The sequence below is a fragment of the Rhodococcus sp. NBC_00294 genome (assembly GCF_036163995.1).
Lineage (GTDB): Bacteria > Actinomycetota > Actinomycetes > Mycobacteriales > Mycobacteriaceae > Rhodococcoides.
The window spans coordinates 3,447,352-3,467,665 of the sequence record NZ_CP108043.1 but is presented as its reverse complement, the minus strand read 5'-3'; the positions used below and the strand labels follow the sequence as shown (position 1 = coordinate 3,467,665).

General features: G+C 68.5%; 17 protein-coding genes, 1 other RNA gene and 1 pseudogene. 15 read left to right on the top strand and 4 right to left on the bottom strand.

Annotation, left to right across the window (positions count from 1 at the left end; all coding sequences use genetic code 11):
* Positions 1-9 precede the first annotated feature (9 nt).
* The 15 genes and pseudogenes from prfB (at position 10) to OHB23_RS16130 (ending at position 13,951) form a co-directional block, all read left to right on the top strand.
* On the top strand, positions 10-1,125 hold the full coding sequence (gene prfB / locus OHB23_RS16200) for a peptide chain release factor 2 (protein WP_027506816.1): 1,116 nt from the start codon (positions 10-12) through the stop codon (positions 1,123-1,125).
* A gap of 66 nt (positions 1,126-1,191) precedes the next feature.
* Positions 1,192-2,016 carry a mechanosensitive ion channel family protein gene (locus OHB23_RS16195; RefSeq protein WP_081821432.1) on the top strand — a complete coding sequence of 275 codons (825 nt, stop codon included), beginning with the start codon at positions 1,192-1,194 and terminating at the stop codon, positions 2,014-2,016.
* Positions 2,013-2,465, top strand: coding sequence for a hypothetical protein (locus tag OHB23_RS16190; RefSeq protein ID WP_222650444.1), 453 nt, complete (start codon positions 2,013-2,015; stop codon positions 2,463-2,465). Before OHB23_RS16195 ends, OHB23_RS16190 begins: the two co-directional genes overlap by 4 nt.
* Positions 2,466-2,518: 53 nt before the next feature.
* On the top strand, positions 2,519-3,208 hold the full coding sequence (gene ftsE, locus OHB23_RS16185) for a cell division ATP-binding protein FtsE (RefSeq protein WP_027506813.1): 690 nt from the start codon (positions 2,519-2,521) through the stop codon (positions 3,206-3,208).
* A 69-nt stretch (positions 3,209-3,277) separates the two neighbouring features.
* Positions 3,278-4,183 (top strand): permease-like cell division protein FtsX, encoded by a 906-nt coding sequence (ftsX, locus tag OHB23_RS16180; protein ID WP_027506812.1) that lies wholly within the window; start codon positions 3,278-3,280, stop codon positions 4,181-4,183.
* Positions 4,184-4,270: 87 nt separating this feature from the next.
* Complete coding sequence (gene smpB, locus OHB23_RS16175; protein ID WP_328809895.1) at positions 4,271-4,744, top strand: SsrA-binding protein SmpB; 474 nt, start codon at positions 4,271-4,273, stop codon at positions 4,742-4,744.
* A complete protein-coding gene (locus tag OHB23_RS16170; RefSeq protein WP_328811662.1) occupies positions 4,741-5,610 on the top strand; it encodes a DMT family transporter in 870 nt (289 codons plus the stop codon). Before smpB ends, OHB23_RS16170 begins: the two co-directional genes overlap by 4 nt.
* A gap of 69 nt (positions 5,611-5,679) precedes the next feature.
* Positions 5,680-7,197, top strand: coding sequence for an SDR family oxidoreductase (locus OHB23_RS16165; RefSeq protein WP_051613594.1), 1,518 nt, complete (start codon positions 5,680-5,682; stop codon positions 7,195-7,197).
* Between the two features lie 62 nt (positions 7,198-7,259).
* Positions 7,260-7,630, top strand: a transfer-messenger RNA (tmRNA) gene (gene ssrA / locus OHB23_RS16160).
* Between the two features lie 124 nt (positions 7,631-7,754).
* Positions 7,755-8,411: an alpha/beta hydrolase gene (locus OHB23_RS16155; protein ID WP_328809894.1), complete on the top strand. Its 657-nt coding sequence runs from the start codon at positions 7,755-7,757 to the stop codon at positions 8,409-8,411.
* Between the two features lie 59 nt (positions 8,412-8,470).
* Complete coding sequence (locus tag OHB23_RS16150) at positions 8,471-9,769, top strand: NAD(P)/FAD-dependent oxidoreductase (protein WP_328809893.1); 1,299 nt, start codon at positions 8,471-8,473, stop codon at positions 9,767-9,769.
* Positions 9,766-10,437, top strand: a pseudogene (locus OHB23_RS16145) (DUF1365 domain-containing protein); the annotation flags it as partial. The gene OHB23_RS16150 and the pseudogene OHB23_RS16145, both read left to right, overlap by 4 nt.
* Positions 10,438-10,593: 156 nt before the next feature.
* Complete coding sequence (locus OHB23_RS16140) at positions 10,594-11,868, top strand: SAM-dependent methyltransferase (protein ID WP_056448067.1); 1,275 nt, start codon at positions 10,594-10,596, stop codon at positions 11,866-11,868.
* Positions 11,865-13,160: an SAM-dependent methyltransferase gene (locus OHB23_RS16135; protein WP_027506806.1), complete on the top strand. Its 1,296-nt coding sequence runs from the start codon at positions 11,865-11,867 to the stop codon at positions 13,158-13,160. Before OHB23_RS16140 ends, OHB23_RS16135 begins: the two co-directional genes overlap by 4 nt.
* On the top strand, positions 13,157-13,951 hold the full coding sequence (locus tag OHB23_RS16130) for a DUF1295 domain-containing protein (RefSeq protein WP_328809892.1): 795 nt from the start codon (positions 13,157-13,159) through the stop codon (positions 13,949-13,951). Before OHB23_RS16135 ends, OHB23_RS16130 begins: the two co-directional genes overlap by 4 nt.
* A 79-nt stretch (positions 13,952-14,030) precedes the next feature.
* Here the strand turns inward: OHB23_RS16130 and treY are convergent, their stop codons facing one another.
* From treY to OHB23_RS16110, 4 genes are all read right to left on the bottom strand, one after another.
* Positions 14,031-16,379: a malto-oligosyltrehalose synthase gene (gene treY, locus OHB23_RS16125; RefSeq protein ID WP_328809891.1), complete on the bottom strand. Its 2,349-nt coding sequence runs from the start codon at positions 16,377-16,379 to the stop codon at positions 14,031-14,033.
* 9 nt (positions 16,380-16,388) lie between these two features.
* Positions 16,389-18,707 carry a glycogen debranching protein GlgX gene (gene glgX, locus OHB23_RS16120; protein ID WP_328809890.1) on the bottom strand — a complete coding sequence of 773 codons (2,319 nt, stop codon included), beginning with the start codon at positions 18,705-18,707 and terminating at the stop codon, positions 16,389-16,391.
* An 80-nt stretch (positions 18,708-18,787) separates the two neighbouring features.
* Entirely contained in the window at positions 18,788-19,717 is a 930-nt protein-coding gene (locus OHB23_RS16115) for an NAD(P)/FAD-dependent oxidoreductase (RefSeq protein WP_056447895.1), read from the bottom strand.
* Positions 19,714-20,310 carry a TetR/AcrR family transcriptional regulator C-terminal domain-containing protein gene (locus OHB23_RS16110; RefSeq protein ID WP_222638640.1) on the bottom strand — a complete coding sequence of 199 codons (597 nt, stop codon included), beginning with the start codon at positions 20,308-20,310 and terminating at the stop codon, positions 19,714-19,716. Before OHB23_RS16110 ends, OHB23_RS16115 begins: the two co-directional genes overlap by 4 nt.
* Between the last annotated feature and the right edge of the window lie 4 nt (positions 20,311-20,314).

Sequence of the window (20,314 nt, the reverse complement as noted above, 5' to 3'; positions counted from 1 at the left end):
CTCGGGCGCGTGCATCCTGACGTATCCGCTGACATCGCCGAACTCGACACCACCCTCAAGACCGTGGAGTCGGTGCTCGACATCGAGGAACTCCGTCGCCGGATCGACGAGCTCGAACACCAGGCTGCCGACCCCGAGCTGTGGAACGACCAGGACCACGCCCAGCAGGTGACCAGCGCGTTGTCGCACGCGCAGACCGAGTTGCGGCGGGTCGAGGCGCTGCGCCAGCGGCTCGACGATCTTCCGGTGCTGTACGAACTCGCCGAGGCGGAAGAGGGCGAGGCCGCCGCCGAGGCGCTCGCGGAGGCGGACGCCGAGCGCGTCTCCCTGCACACCGACGTAGAGCTGCTCGAGGTGCGGACCCTGCTGTCGGGTGAGTACGACAAGCGTGACGCGCTGGTCAACATCCGCTCCGGCGCCGGCGGGATCGACGCCGCGGACTGGGCCGAGATGCTGATGCGCATGTACATCCGCTGGGCCGAGAAGCACGGGTACGGCGTGGAGGTCTACGACACCTCGTACGCCGAGGAGGCCGGCATCAAGAGCGCCACCTTCGCGGTGAAGGCGCCCTACAGTTACGGAACTCTGTCGATCGAGCAGGGCACGCATCGTCTCGTGCGCATCAGCCCCTTCGACAACCAGGGTCGCCGCCAGACGTCCTTCGCCGAGGTCGAGGTGCTGCCGGTCGTCGAGACCACCGATCACATCGAGATCCCCGAGAACGACATCCGTGTCGACGTGTACCGCTCGTCGGGGCCGGGTGGTCAGTCCGTCAACACCACCGACTCCGCCGTGCGGCTTACCCACATTCCGACCGGCATCGTCGTCACCTGCCAGAACGAGAAGTCGCAGCTGCAGAACAAGGTGTCCGCCATGCGCGTGCTGCAGGCCAAGCTGCTCGAGGTCAAGCGCAAGGAGGAGCGCGCCGAGATGGATGCCCTCAAGGGCGACGGCGGCAGCTCCTGGGGTAACCAGATGCGCTCGTACGTCCTGCACCCGTACCAGATGGTGAAGGATCTCCGGACCGAGTACGAGGTCAACAACCCGTCCTCGGTGCTCGACGGTGACATCGACGGCTTCATCGAGTCGGGCATCCGCTGGCGTATGCGTGCAGAGCAGGAGTAACAGGTGAGCGCCTTCTGGCCACTGCCTCCCGATTTCGTCTTCTGGCTCCAGAACAACTTCCTCGAGATGATCCTGTGGATCCTCGGCGGCATGCTCGCAGCGCGGGCGGTGGGGTGGGCCGGCGGCAAGATCACCGGCCGCATCGACCGGACCTACCAGCAGACCGACGCGCTCGTGCGCACCGAGGCGGCGAAACACCGCCACTCGGTGGCGCAGGTCGTCACCTGGGTGGTCGTGGCACTCATCTACGTGCTGGTCGCCATCCGGGTCCTGCAGCGCCTCGGCTTCCCGATCACCAGCCTCGTGGCTCCGGCGACCGTGCTCGGTGCCGCGCTCGGTTTCGGTGCCCAGCGCATCGTCCAGGACATCCTGTCCGGGTTCTTCATCATCACCGAGCGTCAGTACGGGTACGGCGACGTGGTCCAGCTCGCGATCACCGGCACCGCGGGCGACGCGATCGGCACCGTCGAGGACGTGACGCTGCGCGTCACGCGGGTGCGGTCGGCCGAGGGCGAGGTGATCACCGTGCCCAACGGGCAGATCGTCAAGGCGGTCAACCTGTCGAAGGACTGGGCGCGCGCGGTCATCGACGTGCCGGTGCCGCCGTCCGCGGATCTCTCGCGCGTCACCGAGCTGCTGAAGTCGGTGGGCGAGGAGGCCTACCGCGACGGTCGGCTCACCGAGTTGCTGCTCGACGAGCCCACCGTCATGGGTGTCGAGAGCATCGAGGTGGACCAGGTCAACCTGCGCCTCGTCGCCCGCACCCTGCCGGGAAAGCAGTTCGAGGTGGGACGCGAGCTCCGCGCGCGCATCGCTCTGACACTGCGTAACGACGGCATCACCGTCTCGCCCGAACTCTCCGCCGACCGTCCCGTGGGAGGCGAACAGTGACCTCGAACGAACCCGAGAGCCCGGCGACCGAGCACCCGGACGCTCCGCGATCGACGTTCCGCCCCGGGTGGATGTCGCGCATACCGGCGCGCATCCTCGGCCGTTTCCGCACGACCACCGTGGTGATGGTGCTCGCCTTCCTGGCAGTACTGGTGCTGTGGAACAACGTGCGCTTCGACCCGACCCTCAACGAGAACTCGCCGGTGTACGTCCCGCCCGCACCGTCGTCGTCCGAGGCGCCGCCCCCGGCGGAGACCTACGCCCCGACGACCACCACGTTCCGGTCGACCACGACGCCCGTGCCGACCACGACCGATCCGGCCTCGCCGCAGGACGGTGTCACGACGACCGCGCCGGCGCCCACGACCACCACCGGCACGACGACACGCGCGCCCGGGTTCCAGCTGCCGACCATCCCCGGTCTGCCGTTGCCGAGCGGAACGAACTGACCCGCGCGTCGCTGTAGCGGCACCGTCGGGACGCGCGGCTACACTGGCGACCCGTGATCAGCGTGGAGAACGTCTCGAAGTCCTACAAGTCCTCGACTCGACCCGCGCTGGACAAGGTGTCGGTGAAGGTGGAGAAGGGCGAGTTCGTCTTCCTCATCGGGCCGTCGGGCTCGGGCAAGTCGACCTTCATGCGCCTGCTCCTGCGCGAGGAGATGCCGACCTCGGGCGACATCACGGTGGCGGACTTCCACGTGAACAAGCTCGCCGGGCGGCGCGTGCCGAAGCTGCGGCAGAGCATGGGATGCGTCTTCCAGGACTTCCGCCTGCTGCAGAACAAGTCGGTGTCGGAGAACGTCGCGTTCGCCCTCGAGGTGATCGGCAAGCCGCGCGGGGTGATCGAGCGGACGGTGCCGGAGGTGCTCGAGCTGGTCGGCCTGTCCGGCAAGGCGGATCGTCTCCCGTCCGAGCTGTCCGGCGGTGAGCAGCAGCGAGTCGCCGTGGCCCGCGCCTTCGTGAACCGGCCGCTCGTGCTGCTCGCGGACGAGCCCACCGGCAACCTGGACCCCGACACCAGCCAGGACATCATGTTGTTGCTCGAGCGCATCAACCGCACGGGCACCACCATCCTCATGGCCACTCATGACAACCACATCGTCGACTCGATGCGTCGCCGCGTCGTCGAGCTCGACAACGGCCGGGTGGTCCGCGACGAGGCACGAGGGGTGTACGGCGTGGGTCGTTAGATCCCGCTCTCGGCTCCGTCCCCTGCTCGCGCCTCGGCGCAACGACCTCTCGAAGAAAGTGTGTGAACCGTGCGCGCTAGTTTCCTTCTCGGCGAAGTTCTCACCGGACTGCGCCGCAACATCACGATGACCATCGCGATGGTGCTGACCACCGCCATCTCCCTCGGTCTGTTCGGTGGTGGCCTGCTGGTCGTGCAGATGGCGGGGAAGACGCAACAGATCTTCCTGGATCGCGTCGAGGTCCAGATCTTCCTGACCGACGACATCTCGACCACCGACCCGGACTGCACCTCGGGCATCTGCGCCGGCCTCCGCACGGACCTCGAATCGACGCCGTCCGTGGTGTCGGTGCAGTACCTCAACCGGGAGGACGCCGTCGCCGACGCCACCGATCGCGTCTTCAAGGATCAGCCGGAGCTGGCGTCCCTGGTGTCACCCGAGAGCTTCCCCGCGTCGTTCAAGGTGAAGCTCAGCGATCCCGAGCGGTTCGGCGTGATCAACGACGAGTTCGGGGCGCGGCCGGGTGTGCAGAGCGTGCTCAACCAACGCGAACTGGTCGACCGGCTGTTCAGTGTCCTCGCGGGCGTCCGCAACGCCGCGTTCGCGGTGGCTGTGGTCCAGGCCGTCGCGGCGGTCCTGCTGATCGCCAACATGGTGCAGATCGCCGCGTTCACCCGTCGGACCGAGGTGGGCATCATGCGCCTGGTCGGCGCCACGCGGTGGTACACGCAGCTGCCCTTCCTGCTCGAGGCCATCGCGGCATCGCTGGTGGGTGCGGTGCTCGCCATCGCCGGACTGTTCACCGCCAAGGCGGCGTTCATCGACTCGGTGCTGGACGACCTGTACCAGGCCAACATCCTGGCTCGGGTGACGACGAGCGACGTCCTGTTGGTCTCGCCGATCCTGCTTCTGGTCGGCGTCGGCATGGCCACGATCACCTCCTACATCACCCTGCGCCTGTACGTCCGGCAGTAGCGCGCCCGGCACCCGGAACAAACGGGTGGACGGAGTCCTTATGGTTGTCAGAAGTCACGTCCACCCGCGCCCGAAGGAGTTCCAGCTGTGAAGGAGAAAGGTCGCAAGGCGATTGCGACCAATCGCAAAGCGCGACACAACTACACGATCCTCGACGTCTACGAGGCCGGAGTCGCCCTCGTCGGCACCGAGGTCAAGAGCCTGCGTGACGGGAAGGCGTCGCTGGCCGATGCCTTCGCCACGGTCGACGACGGCGAGGTGTGGCTGCGCGGCCTGCACATTCCCGAGTACATGGCGGGAAGCTGGACCAACCACGCGCCGCGGCGCAACCGCAAGCTCCTGCTGCACAAGCGGGAGATCGAGGCCCTCATCGGCAAGACGCGTGAGGGCAACATGACGCTGGTACCGCTCTCCATGTACTTCAACGAGGGCAAGGTGAAGGTCGAGCTGGCCCTGGCGAAGGGCAAGCAGGACTACGACAAGCGTCAGGACCTGGCTCGCCGAACGGCGGAACGCGAGGTCACCCGTGAACTCGGTCGTCGCATAAAGGGAATGCGCTGACCGCGATCGTCCTCGCGCTGATCGCGGCGCTCGGGTACGGCGTCAGCGACTTCGTCGGAGGAGTCGCGTCCCGACGCGTCGCCGCGCTGCGCGTGGTGATCGTCTCGTACCCGGTCTCGGTACTCGTCGTGGCGGCGGTGATGCCGTTCGTCGGAGGCACTCTCACCGCGTCGTCCGTGGTGTGGGGTGCGTTGTCCGGACTGGCCGGCGGTGTCGCCGTGTGGTGGTTCTACCTGGCACTCGCCGCCGGGCCGATGGCTGTCGTGTCGCCGATCACGGCCGTTCTGGTGGCCGGTGTACCGGTCGGCGTCGGGCTGGTCCTGGGCGAGCGACCCGGCGTCCTGGCATACATCGGCATCGCGCTGGCGCTGGTGGCTGTGCTCATGGTCAGCAAGGAATCACCCGACGACGCCGCAGGTGACGTGGCCGGCGGACGGACTCTGCGATTCACGCCCCGGGTGGCATGGCTGACCGTCGGTTCCGGTCTGGCATTCGCGTTGACGTTCATCTTTCTCGACCGGGCCGGGGAGGACGACGCGGGTCTGTGGCCGTTGCTGGCAAACCGGGTCACCGCCACCGCCCTCGTGTGGGCGGTCGCCCTCGGCACCGGCATGTTCTCGTTCCCCCGTGGCGGCGTTCTGAAGCTGGCCGCCTGGATCGCTCTTCTGGACGTCGCCGCCAACGCCGCGTTGCTCTATGCCTTCCAGGGTGGGCTGCTGTCCCTCGTCAGCGTGATCGCCTCGCTGTATCCCGCCGCGACCGTGCTGCTGGCCATGGTGATGCTGGGGGAGCGGGTGGCCACGGTGCAGATCGTCGGCATGGTCATCGCCCTGGGCGCGGTCGGGCTGATCACCGCGGGTGCCTGACCACCTGGCGGTAGCTTCGCTCCGGGTGGGCGCCACACTCGAGGTGCTCCTCTGCTACGAATGGAGTGCATGAACACCGAAGCAGGCGCCCGTGTCGTGGTCACCGGAGCGACGGGCTACATCGGCGGTCGACTCGCCCCGCGACTGACGGAGGCCGGCTACCGGGTTCGCGTCCTCGCCCGGTCGCCTCAGAAGCTTCGCGACGTGCCGTGGGCTGCGGACGTCGAGGTGGTGCAGGGCGATCTGAGTGATCGCGAGTCGCTGGACGACGCGTTCCGGGACGTCGACGTCGTCTACTACCTCGTCCACTCCATGGGGGGATCCGACCACTTCGCCGAGGCGGAGCGTCGGAGTGCGGAGAACGTGGCCGAAGCGGCGAAGGCCGCCGGGGTGCAGCGCATCGTGTATCTCGGCGGCCTCCACCCGGTGACCGGCGCGTTGTCCCCGCACCTCGAATCTCGTGCCGAGGTGGGCCGGATCCTCATCGAGTCCGGCGTCTTCACCGTGGTGCTGCAGGCGGGTGTCGTCATCGGCTCCGGATCCGCGTCGTTCGAGATGATCCGGCACCTCACCAATCGACTGCCCGTCATGACGACCCCCAAGTGGGTGCACAACCAGATCCAGCCGATCGCCGTCCGCGACGTGCTGCACTACCTGATCGAGTCGGCGACCGCTCCGTTCGAGACGTCCCGTACCTGGGACATCGGTGGGCCGGACGTCCTGCAGTACGGCGAGATGATGAACGAGTACGCGAGTGTGGCGGGTCTGCGCAAGCGTCGCATGCTGGTGTTGCCGGTGCTGACTCCCCGACTCGCCGGTCACTGGATCGGGTTGGTCACGCCGATCCCACGCGGACTGGCCATGCCCCTCATCGAGTCACTGCAGTACGACGCCATCGCCCACGAACAGGACATCGACACGGTCGTCCCTCCGCCGGAGGGTGGATTGACCACATTCGCCGATTCCGTGCACCTCGCGCTGCGGCGCATCGAGGACGGGGAGGTGGAGACCACGTGGTCCAACGCGACCGATGCCGGCGCCCCCTCCGATCCGCTGCCGTCGGACCCGGACTGGGCCGGCGAGGTGGTGTACGTCGACGAACGTGCGCAGGACTGCAACGCGCCACCGGAACTGCTGTGGGACGTCGTCGAGGGCATCGGTGGTGAGAACGGGTGGTACTCGTTCCCCGCTGCCTGGGTCATCCGCGGCTGGATGGACAAGATCGTCGGGGGCGTGGGACTCAAGCGCGGCCGTCGGGATCCACGTCGGTTGGTCAACGGCGAGGCGCTCGACTGGTGGCGCGTCGAGGAGATCGAGCGCGGGTCGCTGTTGCGTCTGCGCGCCGAGATGAAGGCGCCGGGCGGTGCCTGGCTGGAACTGCGCGTCCTTCCGCGCGACGGCGGGACCCGCTCCCGCTACGAGCAGCGCGCGATCTTCTTCCCGCGGGGGCTGGGCGGACGGCTGTACTGGTTCGCCATCATGCCGTTCCACGGTGTGATCTTCCGCGGAATGCTCGAGAACATCACGGGCAAGGCCGAACGCGCGGCCGACACCGGTGACAAACGGGATGAAACCCGCGTCGGATGACGTTAGACTGACGTGTCCACCGGGAAGACCGGTGGAACGAGACTTCGCCACAGCGGAGGAAAGGGGCTGAACGGTTTCGACTGTGTGCGTCTAGTCAGGGGAAGCGTGCCGGTGCAGGCGAGAGACCACCGCAAGCGTCATCGCAAAAATATAAGCGCCGATTCCAATCAGCGCGACTACGCACTCGCTGCCTAAGTAGCGACTGCGTGTCTGTCAGTCCGATCTTGCCCTCGGGTCGGGTACTGGCATCAGCTAGAGGGCTCACCTGGTCACTCGGTCACGGAGTGATGTGGGACATCAAACAGTGGCTGGGATCGTCATCCAGGCTTGTCTGCGAGATCTGGAGATCCGAGTAGAGGCTTAGCAGACTGCGCACGGAGAAGCCCTGGCAAACCGACACAGGACCCGGGTTCGATTCCCGGCAGCTCCACCGAACGGCCGGACACCATCAGGTGTCCGGCCGTCGTCGTGTCACCCCCCCCTGACGTCCGGCAGTGAGGGCGCGACGTTCGCCACTGCCAGGCATCCAGCGGCCGGAGCGCCCCGAATCAAGAACCATGATTGTTGACGACGTCGCGGCCCCGACTCTGCACGGGCTCCGGTCCGGGCCCGCAGACTCCGCGGTGCTGGTTCTGCACGGCGGCAAGGTGACCAGCCACGACCGTGCCCGTCCGTGGCAGCTGTCGGCCCTGCGCATGGTCCCCTTCACGCGCATGCTCCGGCGCGCGACGGGGCCATCGGTCGCGGTGACCCAGTTGCAGTACCGGTACCGCGGCTGGAACGGCGCCGACCGCAGTCCCGTCGCGGACGCGTGGTGGGCGTGCGAGCAGATCCGCGACACGTACGGACCGGGGACTCCCATCACCGTGCTCGGTCACTCCATGGGCGGTCGCACGGCAGCAGCGATCGCGGGACACCCCGACGTGGTGGCTCTCGTCGCGCTGGCGCCGTGGTGGCCCGATGGCAGGGAGACCGACACCCTGCGCGCCGATCAGCGCCTGTTGGTCCTGCACGGCACCGTCGACCGGTGGACCGACCCCGTCGCGTCCCGCGCCGCGACCGAACGCGCCGCCGCGCGCGGTGTCGACGCCTCGTTCGTTCCGATGGCGGGAGCGGGTCACTTCATGCTTCGATCACCGCGGACATGGTCGCGGCGGGTACGGGAGTTCGTCGTCGACCAATCGCGCGAGGTGTCGTCTACGAAACCCGAGTGACACTGCGAGCGGTCCGACGCACAGCGGCCGGCCGATCGCATCACGTAGGGAGAAGACACATGGCTCACGATGCTCACACCGACCGGCGCATCGCCGTGGTCGGCGCCGGCGTCGCCGGCCTCACGGCAGCGTATGTGCTGTCGAAGACTGCTCGCGTCACGCTGTACGAGGCCGACGGCCGTCTCGGCGGTCACGCGGACACCCACGTCGTGTCCACCCCGCAGGGTGATCTGCCCGTGGACACGGGCTTCATCGTCCACAACGACCGGACATACCCGACACTGCAGCGACTGTTTCGCGAATTGGACATTCCGACACAGGAATCGGACATGAGCATGTCGATCCGCTGCGACGGATGCGGGCTCGAGTACTCGGGTGGGCAGGGCCTCTCCGGGCTGATCCCCGGCCCCGGCAGCGTGGTCCGCGGTCGCTACCTGCGGATGCTGCTCGAGGTCACCCGCTTCCACCGTGTCGCCCGTGCGCTGCTCGCGTCCGGCGACGACGATGCGACGGTCGCCGATGTGCTTGCCCGGCACGAGTTCTCGCAGTACTTCGAATCGCACTTCATGACGCCCCTCGTGTCCGCCGTGTGGTCGTGCGAGCCGTCACGGGCCCTGGACTACCCGGCCCGGTACCTCTTCTCGTTCCTCGAGCATCACGGGATGCTCGGCGTCGGAGGTTCGCCGACCTGGCGCACCGTGACCGGTGGATCCGCCCGCTACGTCGAGCGTGTCGCCGAGACGATCGCCGACATCCGTTCGGGCACACCGGTGGCCGCCATCCGTCGGGGCGACCGGTCGGTCGAGATCGAGGACGCCTCCGGGCACACGGAGACGGTCGATGCCGTCGTCGTCGCGACGCATCCCCAGCAGGCGCTGAAGATGCTCGCCGAGCCCACCTCGACGGAGCACCTCGTTCTCGGTGCCATGCCGTACTCGCCCAACGTGGCTCGGCTCCACACCGACGAGAGCGTGCTCCCGCGTCTGCGGCGTGCCCGCGCCTCGTGGAACTACCGCATGCCGGCGTGCGATGCGGCGCCGGGCGGAGTGGTGGTCACCTATGACATGTCACGGCTGCAGCGGCTGCCCGACACCGGCTCCCGGTACCTCGTGACATTGGGCGACGAGGACGATCCCGCGGCCGAGGGTGCCGCACTCGACCCGTCCGCCGTGCTCGAGACGATGCGGTACGAGCATCCCCTCTACACGTCCGAGTCGGTCGCCGCGCAGGCGCGACTCGGGGAGCTCGACACCGACCTGGTCGCCTTCGCGGGCGCCTACCACGGGTGGGGCTTCCACGAGGACGGTGCGGCCTCGGGCCTGCGCGCGGCGGAACGTCTCGGCGGGGTCTGGGCATGACCGCCGTCGACACCCGCGCCGCGGCCGGTACTCGCACCGCCATGATCTACGAGACCTCCATCAGGCACGTGCGGCGCGAGCCGATCGAGAACGAGTTCACGTATCGCAGCTACTCGTGGTTCGTCGACATCGACGCACTCCCGTCGCTGCCCGGCCCGCTCGCGCCGTTCGCGAAGATCGACGCCGCCGACCACGTGGGCGATCCGTCGGCGACGCTGCGGGCCAATCTCGACGACTTCCTCCGGGCACACGGCCGGGTACCCGTCGCGGGGCGGATCACGATGCTGACCAACGCTCGTGTTCTCGGGTACGTCTTCAACCCCCTGACGGTCTACTGGCTGCACGATGGCGCCGACAACGTCGAGCACGTGGTCGCCGAGGTGCACAACACCTACGGCGAACGTCACCGCTACCTGCTGGACACGGACGCGCGCGGGGCGGCGCGCACGTCCAAGGAGTTCTACGTCTCGCCGTTCAACGACGTCAGCGGGGAGTATGCGATGCGGCTCCCGGAGCCCGATGGCTCCCTCGCCCTGTCGATCACGCTGCTCCGGGACGGGCACCCCCCGTTCGTCGCGGTCATGTCCGGCACCGGACGCTCCGCGACGACGGGCCGCGTCCTGGGCGTTCTCGCACGAGCCCCCCTCGCCCCGCACGTGGTCACCGCGCGCATCCGGCGTCAGGGGATCGGGTTGTGGGCGCGTGGACTCCGCACGGTTCCGCGTCCGCCGGTGCGCGGCGACGTACCCGCCGTGGTGGACCGGCACGGTCCGCTCTCCACTCCGCTCGGCCCGGCAGTACCCCCTCGATCAGAAGGCACCAGGATGACTCAGTACGCCGTGGCATCGACCGTCGACGCCGAACGTTGGCCCTCCATCGCGACGGCGCCGGTCACCGTCAAGGCGCGCCTCGCCGCGCCCGTCGCCGACGCTCTCTTCCGCAGAGCGGCAGAACATCTCGCGATCCGGGTCGAGATGCCGAACGGCGTCGTCATCGGAGGTGGCGCGAACGATCCCACCGCCCCGGTGATGACGATCCACCGCCCACGCGACTTCGCGGCGCGCGTGGGGGAGAGTGGGCTCATCGGATTCGGTGAGGCCTACATGGCCGGCGACTGGGACGCGCCCGACCTCACGGCGGCACTCGGTGTCTTCGCCGAACGCATGGCGACCCTCATCCCGAAGTGGTTGCAACGCCTGCGCGGCCTGTACATCCCCAAGCAGCCGGTCTCCGAGACCAACACCACGAGCAACACGCGCTCGAACATCTCGCGCCACTACGACCTGTCGAACGAGATGTTCGAACTGTTCCTGGACGAGACCATGACCTACTCGAGTGCGCTGTTCCCGTCGCTGACCCCGCAGCCCGGATGGGACGACATCGCCGCCGCGCAGCGGTCCAAGATCGATCGACTGCTCGATCGCGCGGGGGTGACCGCGGGAACACGCGTTCTGGAGATCGGCACGGGCTGGGGCGAACTCGCCATCCGCGCCGCCGAACGCGGTGCCACGGTGCGGTCGGTGACCCTGTCCACCGAGCAACTGGAACTCGCGTGCAAGCGCATCGACGCCGCCGGCCACGCCGACCGGGTCCAGGTCGATCTCCTGGACTACCGGCTGGTCGACGGCGAGTACGACGCGATCGTGTCCGTCGAGATGATCGAGGCCGTGGGACACCAGTACTGGGGCGAGTACTTCCGCACCATCGACTCGTTGCTCGCCCCCGGAGGCAAGGTGGCGATCCAGGCCATCACCATGCCGCACGAGCGCATGCTGGCCACGCGCAACACGTACACGTGGGTACACAAGTACATCTTCCCCGGCGGGTTCCTCCCGTCGATCCGCGCGATCGAGAGCATCACCGAGAAGGAGACGACGCTGCGCGTGCGAGAGCGTCTGTCCATCGGCGACCACTACGCCCGCACCCTGCGCCTGTGGGACGAGCGCTTCCACGCGCACGCCGAGGAGGCCCGGATGCTGGGCTTCGACGACGTGTTCGCCCGCATGTGGCACTTCTACCTCTGCTATTCCGAGGCCGGTTTCGGCTCCGGCTACATCGATGTCCAGCAGATCCTGCTCGAACGAAGGAGCGACCGATGACCGGCACCCCCACCGTGGCCGCACGGCTCGAAGACCTGATCGCCCCCTTCGTCGGCGGCGCGCTGCCGGTGCACCTGACTGCGTGGGACGGCTCGACCGCCGGCCCCACCGACGCGCCGAAGGTGACGCTGTACAGCCCGAACGTCCTGCGACGGTTGCTGTGGAGCCCGGGGGAACTGGGTGCTGCTCAGGCGTACGTCACCGGTGAACTCGACGTGGAAGGTGACCTCGACGAGGCGCTGACGCACGTGTGGGACGTGGTGCGCACCCGTCGGCTGACGGCCGTGCGGCCCAGCCCGAAGGCGATCGTCGAGCTCGTCCGCACCGCGGCGTCGCTCGGTGTCGTCGGGGTGAAGCAGGCCCGCCCTCTTCCCGCCCCCGCCTCGCAGGCGGTCATCAAGGGTCGGCTGCACTCGCTGGTGCGCGATCGCGCGGCGATCAGCCACCACTACGACCTGTCGAACGAGTTCTACGAGATGGTGCTCGACCCGCAGATGGCGTACTCGAGCGGCTACTGGACGTCGGACTCGCCCGACTACGGCCTCGAGGACGCGCAGCGCGACAAGCTCGACCTCGTGTGCCGCAAGATCGGCCTCGGCCGCCCCGGAATGCGGTTCCTCGACGTCGGGTGCGGATGGGGGTCGCTGAGCCTGCACGCGGCGGAACATTTCGACGCGCAGGTCGTCGGCGTCACCATCTCCCGCGAGCAGAAGGCCTTCATCGACAAGCGCATCGCGGACCGCGGCCTGCAGGACCGGGTGGAGATCCGCATCCAGGACTACCGAGAGGTGCCCGACGGCCCCTTCGACGCCGTCGCGTCCATCGAGATGGGCGAGCACGTCGGCGAGAAGAACTATCCGATCTACGCGAAGGCGCTGCACGACAACGTGGTGCCCGGCGGCCGGGTGCTGGTGCAGCAGATGTCGCGCAAGGCGGGGGACAACCCTGGCGGCGGTGCCTTCATCGAGTCGTTCATCGCCCCCGACATGTACATGCGGCCCGTGGGCGCGACGGTCGCCATGATCGAGGAGTCGGGTCTCGAGGTCCGCGACGTGCACGCCCTGCGCGAGCACTACGTCCGCACCGTCGACGCCTGGTACGCGACCTTCGAGAGCCGCTGGGACGATCTGGTCGCACTCGTCGGAGACGAGGTGGCGCGGGTGTGGCGTCTGTACCTCGTGGGCGGCGGAATGGCGTTCCGCGACGGCCGGATGGGTGTCGACCAGATCCTGTCCGTCCGCCCCGACGACCGCGGCGTGTCCTCGATGCCGCTGGTGCGGACGCACGGATGACGGACTTCTCCTGGTCCGATCTCGCCGTCGTGTCGGCGTTCTCCCTGCTGGCGGTGGCGGTTGTCCTCACCGTCACCGCGGTCGTCGGCTTCCGTATCGATCGGCACAACGTGGTCGACGTGAGCTGGGGGGCAGGCTTCGTCGCGGTGGCGATCGCCGCGGCACTGGCCGGGTCCGGCGACGGGTGGCGGCGAGTGCTGATGCTGGTGCTCGTCGGAGCCTGGGGCACCCGTCTCGCGGTCTCGATGTTCCGCCGCTCACGGGGCAAGGGCGAGGACCCGCGGTACGAGAAGATGCTGTCGAACGCGCCGGGCAGCCCCGCTGTGTACGCGATCCGCAAGATCTATCTCACGCAGGGTGTCGCGCTGTGGTTCGTGTCGCTGCCGGTGCAGGTCGCCGCCGTGTCCGACGGATCGTTCGGCGTCGTCTCTGCGGTGGGCGTCGCTCTGTGGGTCCTGGGCATCGTCTTCGAGACGGTGGGGGATCGTCAGATGGACGCCTTCAAGGCGGACGCGTCCCGCAAGGGCACCATCATGGACCGGGGCTTGTGGCGGTACACGCGCCACCCCAACTACTTCGGTGATGCCTGTGTCTGGTGGGGCATCTTCCTGGTCTCCGCGGCGCACTGGCCCGGTGTGCTGACCGTCCTCTCGCCGGTTGCCATGACGTACTTCCTCGTGTTCGCGACGGGTGCGCGGCTGCTCGAGCAGCACATGGCGGAGCGGCCCGGATATCGCGAGTACCAGCAGCGCACCAGCTACTTCGTTCCGCTCCCGCCCCGCAAGGCCTGAGCGGGCCCGACTTCCGGTCACGCACGCAGCCCCGAGGAGGGGTGGTCTGCGCGCGTGACCGGTTCACCTCGAGATCAGGTCACCGTCGGACGAGGAGCGCGACCGGGAGCGCGGAGAGCAGTGAGGACACGGTGACCGTTCCGCTGAACGACCCACCATTCACGAGGTCGGTCCACTCACCGTCCGGCAACGCCAGCGATGTGTCACCCCATCCGGCCTCGCCGAGGCGCATCGACCACCGCGTGGCGACGGCGACGACGTCGGCGTCACCGTCGGCGGGTCCACGACCGAACGCCACGACGTGGTCGGCGGCGGCGCCGGTCGCGAACACCGGAACGTAGGACCCGCCCACGAAGCTGTCCGGACGGTCGCGGCGCAGCCGTGCGGCACACCGGGTCACGTGGAACTTGGCGGCGCCGCTCGCGTCGAGCGCCGGCGTCCCGTCGATGTCCAGGAGAGCCTTGCGGGCGTCGTAGTCCACGTCCCGGCGGTTGTCGGGGTCGACGAGAGAGTCCTCCCACAGCTCCGTGCCCTGGTAGATGTCCGGGATGCCGGGACCCGCCAGGTGGAGGAGCTTCTGTCCGAGCGAATCGCTCCATGCGTGCGGAGCGATCTGCTGGACGAACGTCGTGAGCGAGGGAGCCACCGCTCCGTCGACGATGCCGTCGATCCACGTGTGGACGGCAGACTCGAAGTCCTCGTCCACGTCGTTCCAGCCGGTGTACGAGCCCGCCTCGCGGATGGCCTTCTCGGCGTAGGCGTGCAGTCGCTCGCGGTACTCGTCCGTGACCACGCCGTCGGTCGGCCAGGTGCCGACGATGTTCTGCCACAAGAAGAGTCCGGTGGACCCGTTGGGCGACGGAGCCAGCTCCTCCCAGTCGCTCAGGCACGCGCGCCACAGGTCGGGCACCTGAGACAGCACGCCGATGCGCGCCCGGACGTCCTCGCCGCGCTTGGTGTCGTGTGTCGAGAGGGTCGTCATCGCGGCAGGCCACAGCCGGGCCCGCTCGGACAGGCGGAGGTGGAACTCCGGCACCGACCGACCGAAGCGGGACGGGTCACCGCCGACCTCCTGGAGCGAGACCAGCCGCGACGTGCGGTAGAACATGCAGTCCTCGACGCTCTTCGCCATCACGGCGCCCGCGACCTGCTGCAGACGTCCCGACGCCTCGCCGCGTGCGGCCACGGCGGCCGCGACGACATCGAGGGCGGGAACCAGTTCGGGGCGATCCGCGGCGACGTCGCCGAGCAGGCGGGGCAGCATGCCGGCCAGCGGCGCGTAGTCGGAGCGGTACACCGGCATGCGGGCGACGATCTCGGTCACGGCCTCGCGGGCGAGGTCGGCGTCGAACGACGTTCCGGTGTCGCGGGCGATCGCCGCTAGCAGGCGCCGCACCTCGGGAGCGAGCTGTGTGCTCGCCGTGTCGGCCTTGATGGTCCGCTCGGCCTCGTGCACCCAGTGTGCGTCCCCCGCGTGGCCGGTGACGTCCGACGACAGTCGCGTCAGCGGCTCCTCGCCCGACGGGTCGAGGAACACCCCACCGAGATCGGCGAGAGCGTCGTACCCGGTGGTTCCGTCGACGGGAAGGGTGACGTCGAGCGGCTCCTCGGCGGTGAGGATCTTCTCGACGACGAGCCACGAGTCGGGTCCGACGACGCCCCGCAAGCGAGCGAGATACTCGGCCGGTGCGGTGAGCCCGTCCGGATGGTCGACGCGCACACCGTCGACGAGACCGTCCCGGAACCAGCTGCCGACCTCGGCGTGCGTCGCGTCGAAGACCGCGGGGTCCTCCTGACGGAGACCGGCCAGGTCGCTGACGGAGAAGAACCGGCGGTACCCGATGCGCCCGGAGCGCCATCCGACCAGTTCGTAGGACTGCTTGTCGTGCAGTGCTTTCGCGTCGTCCCCGCCGTCGTCGGTCGCAGGGTCCACCGGGAAGCGGTTCTCGTAGTAGGCCAGCGTGGCCTCGTCTCCCGACCGGTCGACCGAGAGTTCGTTCACGTCGGCATCGTCGCCCAGCACGGGGAGCGCGATGCGCTCCGCACCGGCCCAGTCGATGTCGAACCACGAGGCGTACTGCGATGCGCGTCCGTGTCTCAGCACGTCCCACCAGAACGGGTTCTCCCGCGCCGTGGCCACACCGAGGTGGTTGGGCACGATGTCGACCACGACGCCCAGGCCGTGGGACCGGCACTCGGCGACGAGGTCCTCGAGAGCGGCTCGACCACCGAGTGCCTCGGAGACGGTGCGCGGATCGGTGACGTCGTACCCGTGGGTGGAGCCCTCGGCCGCCGTCAGGATCGGCGACAGATAGACGTGGGAGACACCGAGTTCGGCGAGATAGGGAACCAGCGACGCGGCATCGCGGAGAGTGAAGCGATCACCCCGTAGCTGGAATCGATAGGTCGAGGTGATCGCGTGGCTCATGTCGCTTCCTTACCCCGTTTTCCGTAGCACCAACAGTGACCGTGCTTGCACCTCGACAGCGGTGCCGGCGACGATGACTCGATCGTCGGCTCCGGTGGCCGAGGCGGTGTCGAGCGCGACGGTCCACTCGTCGGCGTACTTGCCGTCCAGTGTGGTGAAGTCGATCGGCTCGTGATGGGCGTTGAAGCACAGGTAGAACGTGTCGTCGACGACCCGGTTGCCCCGGTTGTCGGGCTCGGGGATGTTCTCGCCGTTGAGGAACACCGCCAGCGACTTGCCGAAGCCGCTGTCCCAGTCCTCCTCGGTCATCTCCTCGCCGGTCGGGGTGAGCCACGCGATGTCGCGCGTCTGCTCCGCCTTGCGGATCGGCCGGCCCTCGAAGAAGCGTCGTCGACGGAACACCGGGTGGTCGTTGCGGAGTGCGATCACGCGGGACGTGAACTCGACCAGATCGGCGTTCGTCTCCGCCAGCGACCAGTCCATCCAGGCCAGTTCGGAGTCCTGGCAGTAGACGTTGTTGTTGCCCTGCTGGGTCCGGCCCATCTCGTCGCCGTGCGCGAGCATCGGCGTGCCCTGGCTCAGCATGAGCGTCGCCAGCATGTTGCGGATCTGACGGGCGCGCAGCGACAGCACCTCGGGGTCGTCCGTCGGCCCCTCGACACCGCAGTTCCAGGACCGGTTGTGGCTCTCGCCGTCGTTGTTGTCCTCGCCGTTGGCCTCGTTGTGCTTGTCGTTGTAGGACACCAGATCGTGCATCGTGAAGCCGTCGTGCGCGATGACGAAGTTGATGCTCGCACCGGGGCGGCGACCCGTCGCCTCGTAGAGGTCGGAGGATCCGGTGAGCCGCGACGCGAACTCGCCGAGTGTCGCCGGCTCACCGCGCCAGTAGTCGCGGACGGTGTCGCGGTACATGCCGTTCCACTCGGTCCAGAGACCGGGGAAGTTGCCGACCTGGTAGCCGCCCTCACCGACGTCCCACGGCTCGGCGATCAGCTTGACCTGGCTCACCACCGGGTCCTGCTGGACCAGGTCGAAGAACGCGCTCAGCTTGTCCACGTCGTGCAGTTCGCGGGCCAGGGTCGATGCCAGGTCGAAGCGGAAGCCGTCGACGTGCATCTCGGTGACCCAGTAGCGCAGGGAGTCCATGATCAGCTGCAGGGTGTGCGGGTGACGGACGTTCAGGCTGTTACCCGTGCCCGTGTAGTCCATGTAGAAATACGGGTCGTCGTCGACCAACCGGTAGTACGCGGCGTTGTCGATGCCGCGGAACGCGATGGTCGGACCCATGTGGTTGCCCTCGGCGGTGTGGTTGTAGACCACGTCGAGGATCACCTCGATGCCGGCTTCGTGGAACGAGCGCACCATCGTCTTGAACTCCGACACGGCCGAACCGGCCATGGGGGAGGACGCGTACTCGTTGTGCGGGGCCATGAAACCGAACGAGTTGTAGCCCCAGTAGTTGCGAAGTCCCTTGTCCACCAGTGTCTGATCCTGCATGAACTGATGCACCGGCATCAGTTCGATGGCGGTGACGCCGAGCTTCTCCAGGTGGCTGATCACGGCCGGATGGCCGAGACCGGCGTACGTACCGCGCAGATCCTCCGGGATGTCCGGGTGGGTCATCGTCATGCCCTTGACGTGGGCCTCGTAGATGACGGTCTCGTTGTAGGGGCGACGCGGCGAGCGGTCGTTCTGCCAGTCGAAGAACGGGTTGACGACGACCGTCGTCATCGTGTGCCCCAGCGAGTCGTGCTGGGGGAAGTGGTTCTCGGACTCGGGCTCGGGCTCTGGATCAGGCTCGGGTGCAACGGTTCTGGCAGTCGCGACGTTGGCGCGGGTCGCGTCGACGGTGCGCGACGCGGTGGCCGATCCCGCGGGGCCGGCGACGTGCGCCTCGCCGGGATGCACGGCGTCGTCGTTCTCCTGCGCTGCGGGCACGGGACGTTCGGGGATGTCGATGTCGTAACTGAAGAGCGAGCGGTCACCGTCGAACGATCCGACGAACGCCTTGCCGTAGGGGTCGAGCAGCAGCTTGCTCGCGTCGCACCGCTGTCCCGCTCCGGGATTCCACGGGCCGTGCACGCGGTAGCCGTACCGCTGGCCGGGCTGGACCTGGGGGATGTAGGCGTGCCAGACGTACCCGTCGACCTCTTCGAGGCGGACGCGGGTCTCGTGACCGTCGGCGTCGATGAGGCAGAGATCGACGGCCTCGGCGACCTCGGAGAAGAGCGCGAAATTGGTTCCGGCGCCGTCGTAGGTGGCGCCCAGGGGATACGCGCTGCCGGGCCATACCTGGATCGATGGTTCGTGTGCATGGTCGACGGACATGCTCGGAACCCTATCCCGGCAGCGGCGAAGGACACCTGTCGGCGAGGTCCGTCGCAGGCCGGAGCGTCGGCCGCCCGGGCTCAGCCCAGTCGTGCGATCAGCGCGTGCCCGAGGTCGGTGCCCGATCGCCAGGCGCTCTCGACGCGGGGCGAGCCCTCCGGGCACCACTGATCCCCGGCGAAGCCGACCAGACGGTCTCCGTGCGAGACGATGTCGTGGCTTGCGTCGTGCTGGGAGGCGGGCTTGGCGAAGGTCCAGCGGTGGGCGTGCGTCCAGATCGGAGTGCCGATGCCCGTGAGCGCGGCGACGGCGTCGACGACGGCGGGGATCGCACCGGCGGGATCGTCGAGGTGTCGCCGGGCGCGCTGCGCGGACGTGTGGGCGACCAGGACCGCGGCTCCGTCGCCCCGGCGTGCGCCGTCGCGCGCGAGGAACTCGACGTCCGCGTCGTCGGACACGAAGGCGGCGTCGGGGAAGGGGAGTCCGGCGGCGTCGTCGTCGGTGAGCCCGAGGACCACCGCGACGACGGGGTCGTAGTCGACGGCGTCGGGCACGGTCACCAGGCGGGAGGCCTGCGGGTCGGGCATGGCCAGGACCACGTGTCCGTCGGGCAACGCCCGAGCCTCGGTGGCGTCGACAGGGATGCCGGACAGCAGGTCCTTGACCAGAGATCGCAGGCCCGCCGGCGTTCCCCACCGCGTGGGTCCCGATTTCTGTTCCGGCTCCGCCCCGGCCCGCACCACCGTGAAGGTGTCTGTCCACTCGTGCACGAGACCGCGAGAGGCCCAGTCGGACACGACGTCCCGGAACCCGTCGTCGCGGACGGTGAAGTAGCCGGCGCCCACATCGACTCGGCGTCCGTGCAACTCGGGGGACGACATTCGACCGCCGACGGCGCGGCCCCGGTCACGCAGCACGAACGGGACACCGGCGTCGCGGAGCACGCGAACGCACGCGGCACCGGCGATACCGGCCCCGAGGACGGTGACGGGAGAGGTCGAGGAGGTCACTCGTTCAGCGTACGGACGCGGCTCCGGACGCCGTCGACGAAGAGTTCGAGGCCGAAATCGAACCGAGCGGTGGCATCTCGATCGAGGTCACCGTCGTCGGGGTGTCGATCCGCGGCCAGCGCACCCGCGGACTCCATCTGCAGCCGGGACTGTTCGTCGCTCGTCGCACCCAGCACGTAGTAGAGCAGGGCGTCCGCGGCGTGTCCGGCGTCCTCCGGGGTCAGCCCGGTGGCGCGGAGATCGTCGACGACCGTGGTCCGCACGGGGTGCGTCACCGTGCGGGCGGACAGGCTGGAGGCGACCACCTCGGCGCCGTCCCGGTGAGCCAGGAGAGCGTCTCGAAGTCCGTGAGCGCGGCCGCGCACGGCGTCCAGCACATCGGAGGTGACGGCAGCGGGTACGGCGTCGAGGCGGCTCAGGATGCGATCGGACACCGCGCCGAGCAGCGCCTGCTTGTTCGCGACGTGCCAATACAGCGCGCCGGGCGCCACACCGAGCGAGCCGGCCAATCGGCGCATCGTGAGGTCGGCGAGACCGTAGTCGTCGAGAATGGTCAGTGCGCCGTCGACGACGTCGTCTCTGCGCAACTGCATTCCG

Bases quoted from the DNA above. Each gene is read 5' to 3' on its own strand.
- treY (WP_328809891.1), bottom strand. From the start codon at position 16,379: ATGAGCCACGCGATCACCTCGACCTATCGATTCCAGCTACGGGGTGAT.
- glgX (WP_328809890.1), bottom strand. From the start codon at position 18,707: ATGTCCGTCGACCATGCACACGAACCATCGATCCAGGTATGGCCCGGC.
- OHB23_RS16150 (WP_328809893.1), top strand. From the start codon at position 8,471: ATGGCTCACGATGCTCACACCGACCGGCGCATCGCCGTGGTCGGCGCC.
- OHB23_RS16155 (WP_328809894.1), top strand. From the start codon at position 7,755: ATGATTGTTGACGACGTCGCGGCCCCGACTCTGCACGGGCTCCGGTCC.
- OHB23_RS16135 (WP_027506806.1), top strand. From the start codon at position 11,865: ATGACCGGCACCCCCACCGTGGCCGCACGGCTCGAAGACCTGATCGCC.
- OHB23_RS16140 (WP_056448067.1), top strand. From the start codon at position 10,594: ATGACTCAGTACGCCGTGGCATCGACCGTCGACGCCGAACGTTGGCCC.
- OHB23_RS16110 (WP_222638640.1), bottom strand. From the start codon at position 20,310: ATGCAGTTGCGCAGAGACGACGTCGTCGACGGCGCACTGACCATTCTC.
- OHB23_RS16165 (WP_051613594.1), top strand. From the start codon at position 5,680: ATGAACACCGAAGCAGGCGCCCGTGTCGTGGTCACCGGAGCGACGGGC.
- OHB23_RS16195 (WP_081821432.1), top strand. From the start codon at position 1,192: ATGATCCTGTGGATCCTCGGCGGCATGCTCGCAGCGCGGGCGGTGGGG.
- OHB23_RS16130 (WP_328809892.1), top strand. From the start codon at position 13,157: ATGACGGACTTCTCCTGGTCCGATCTCGCCGTCGTGTCGGCGTTCTCC.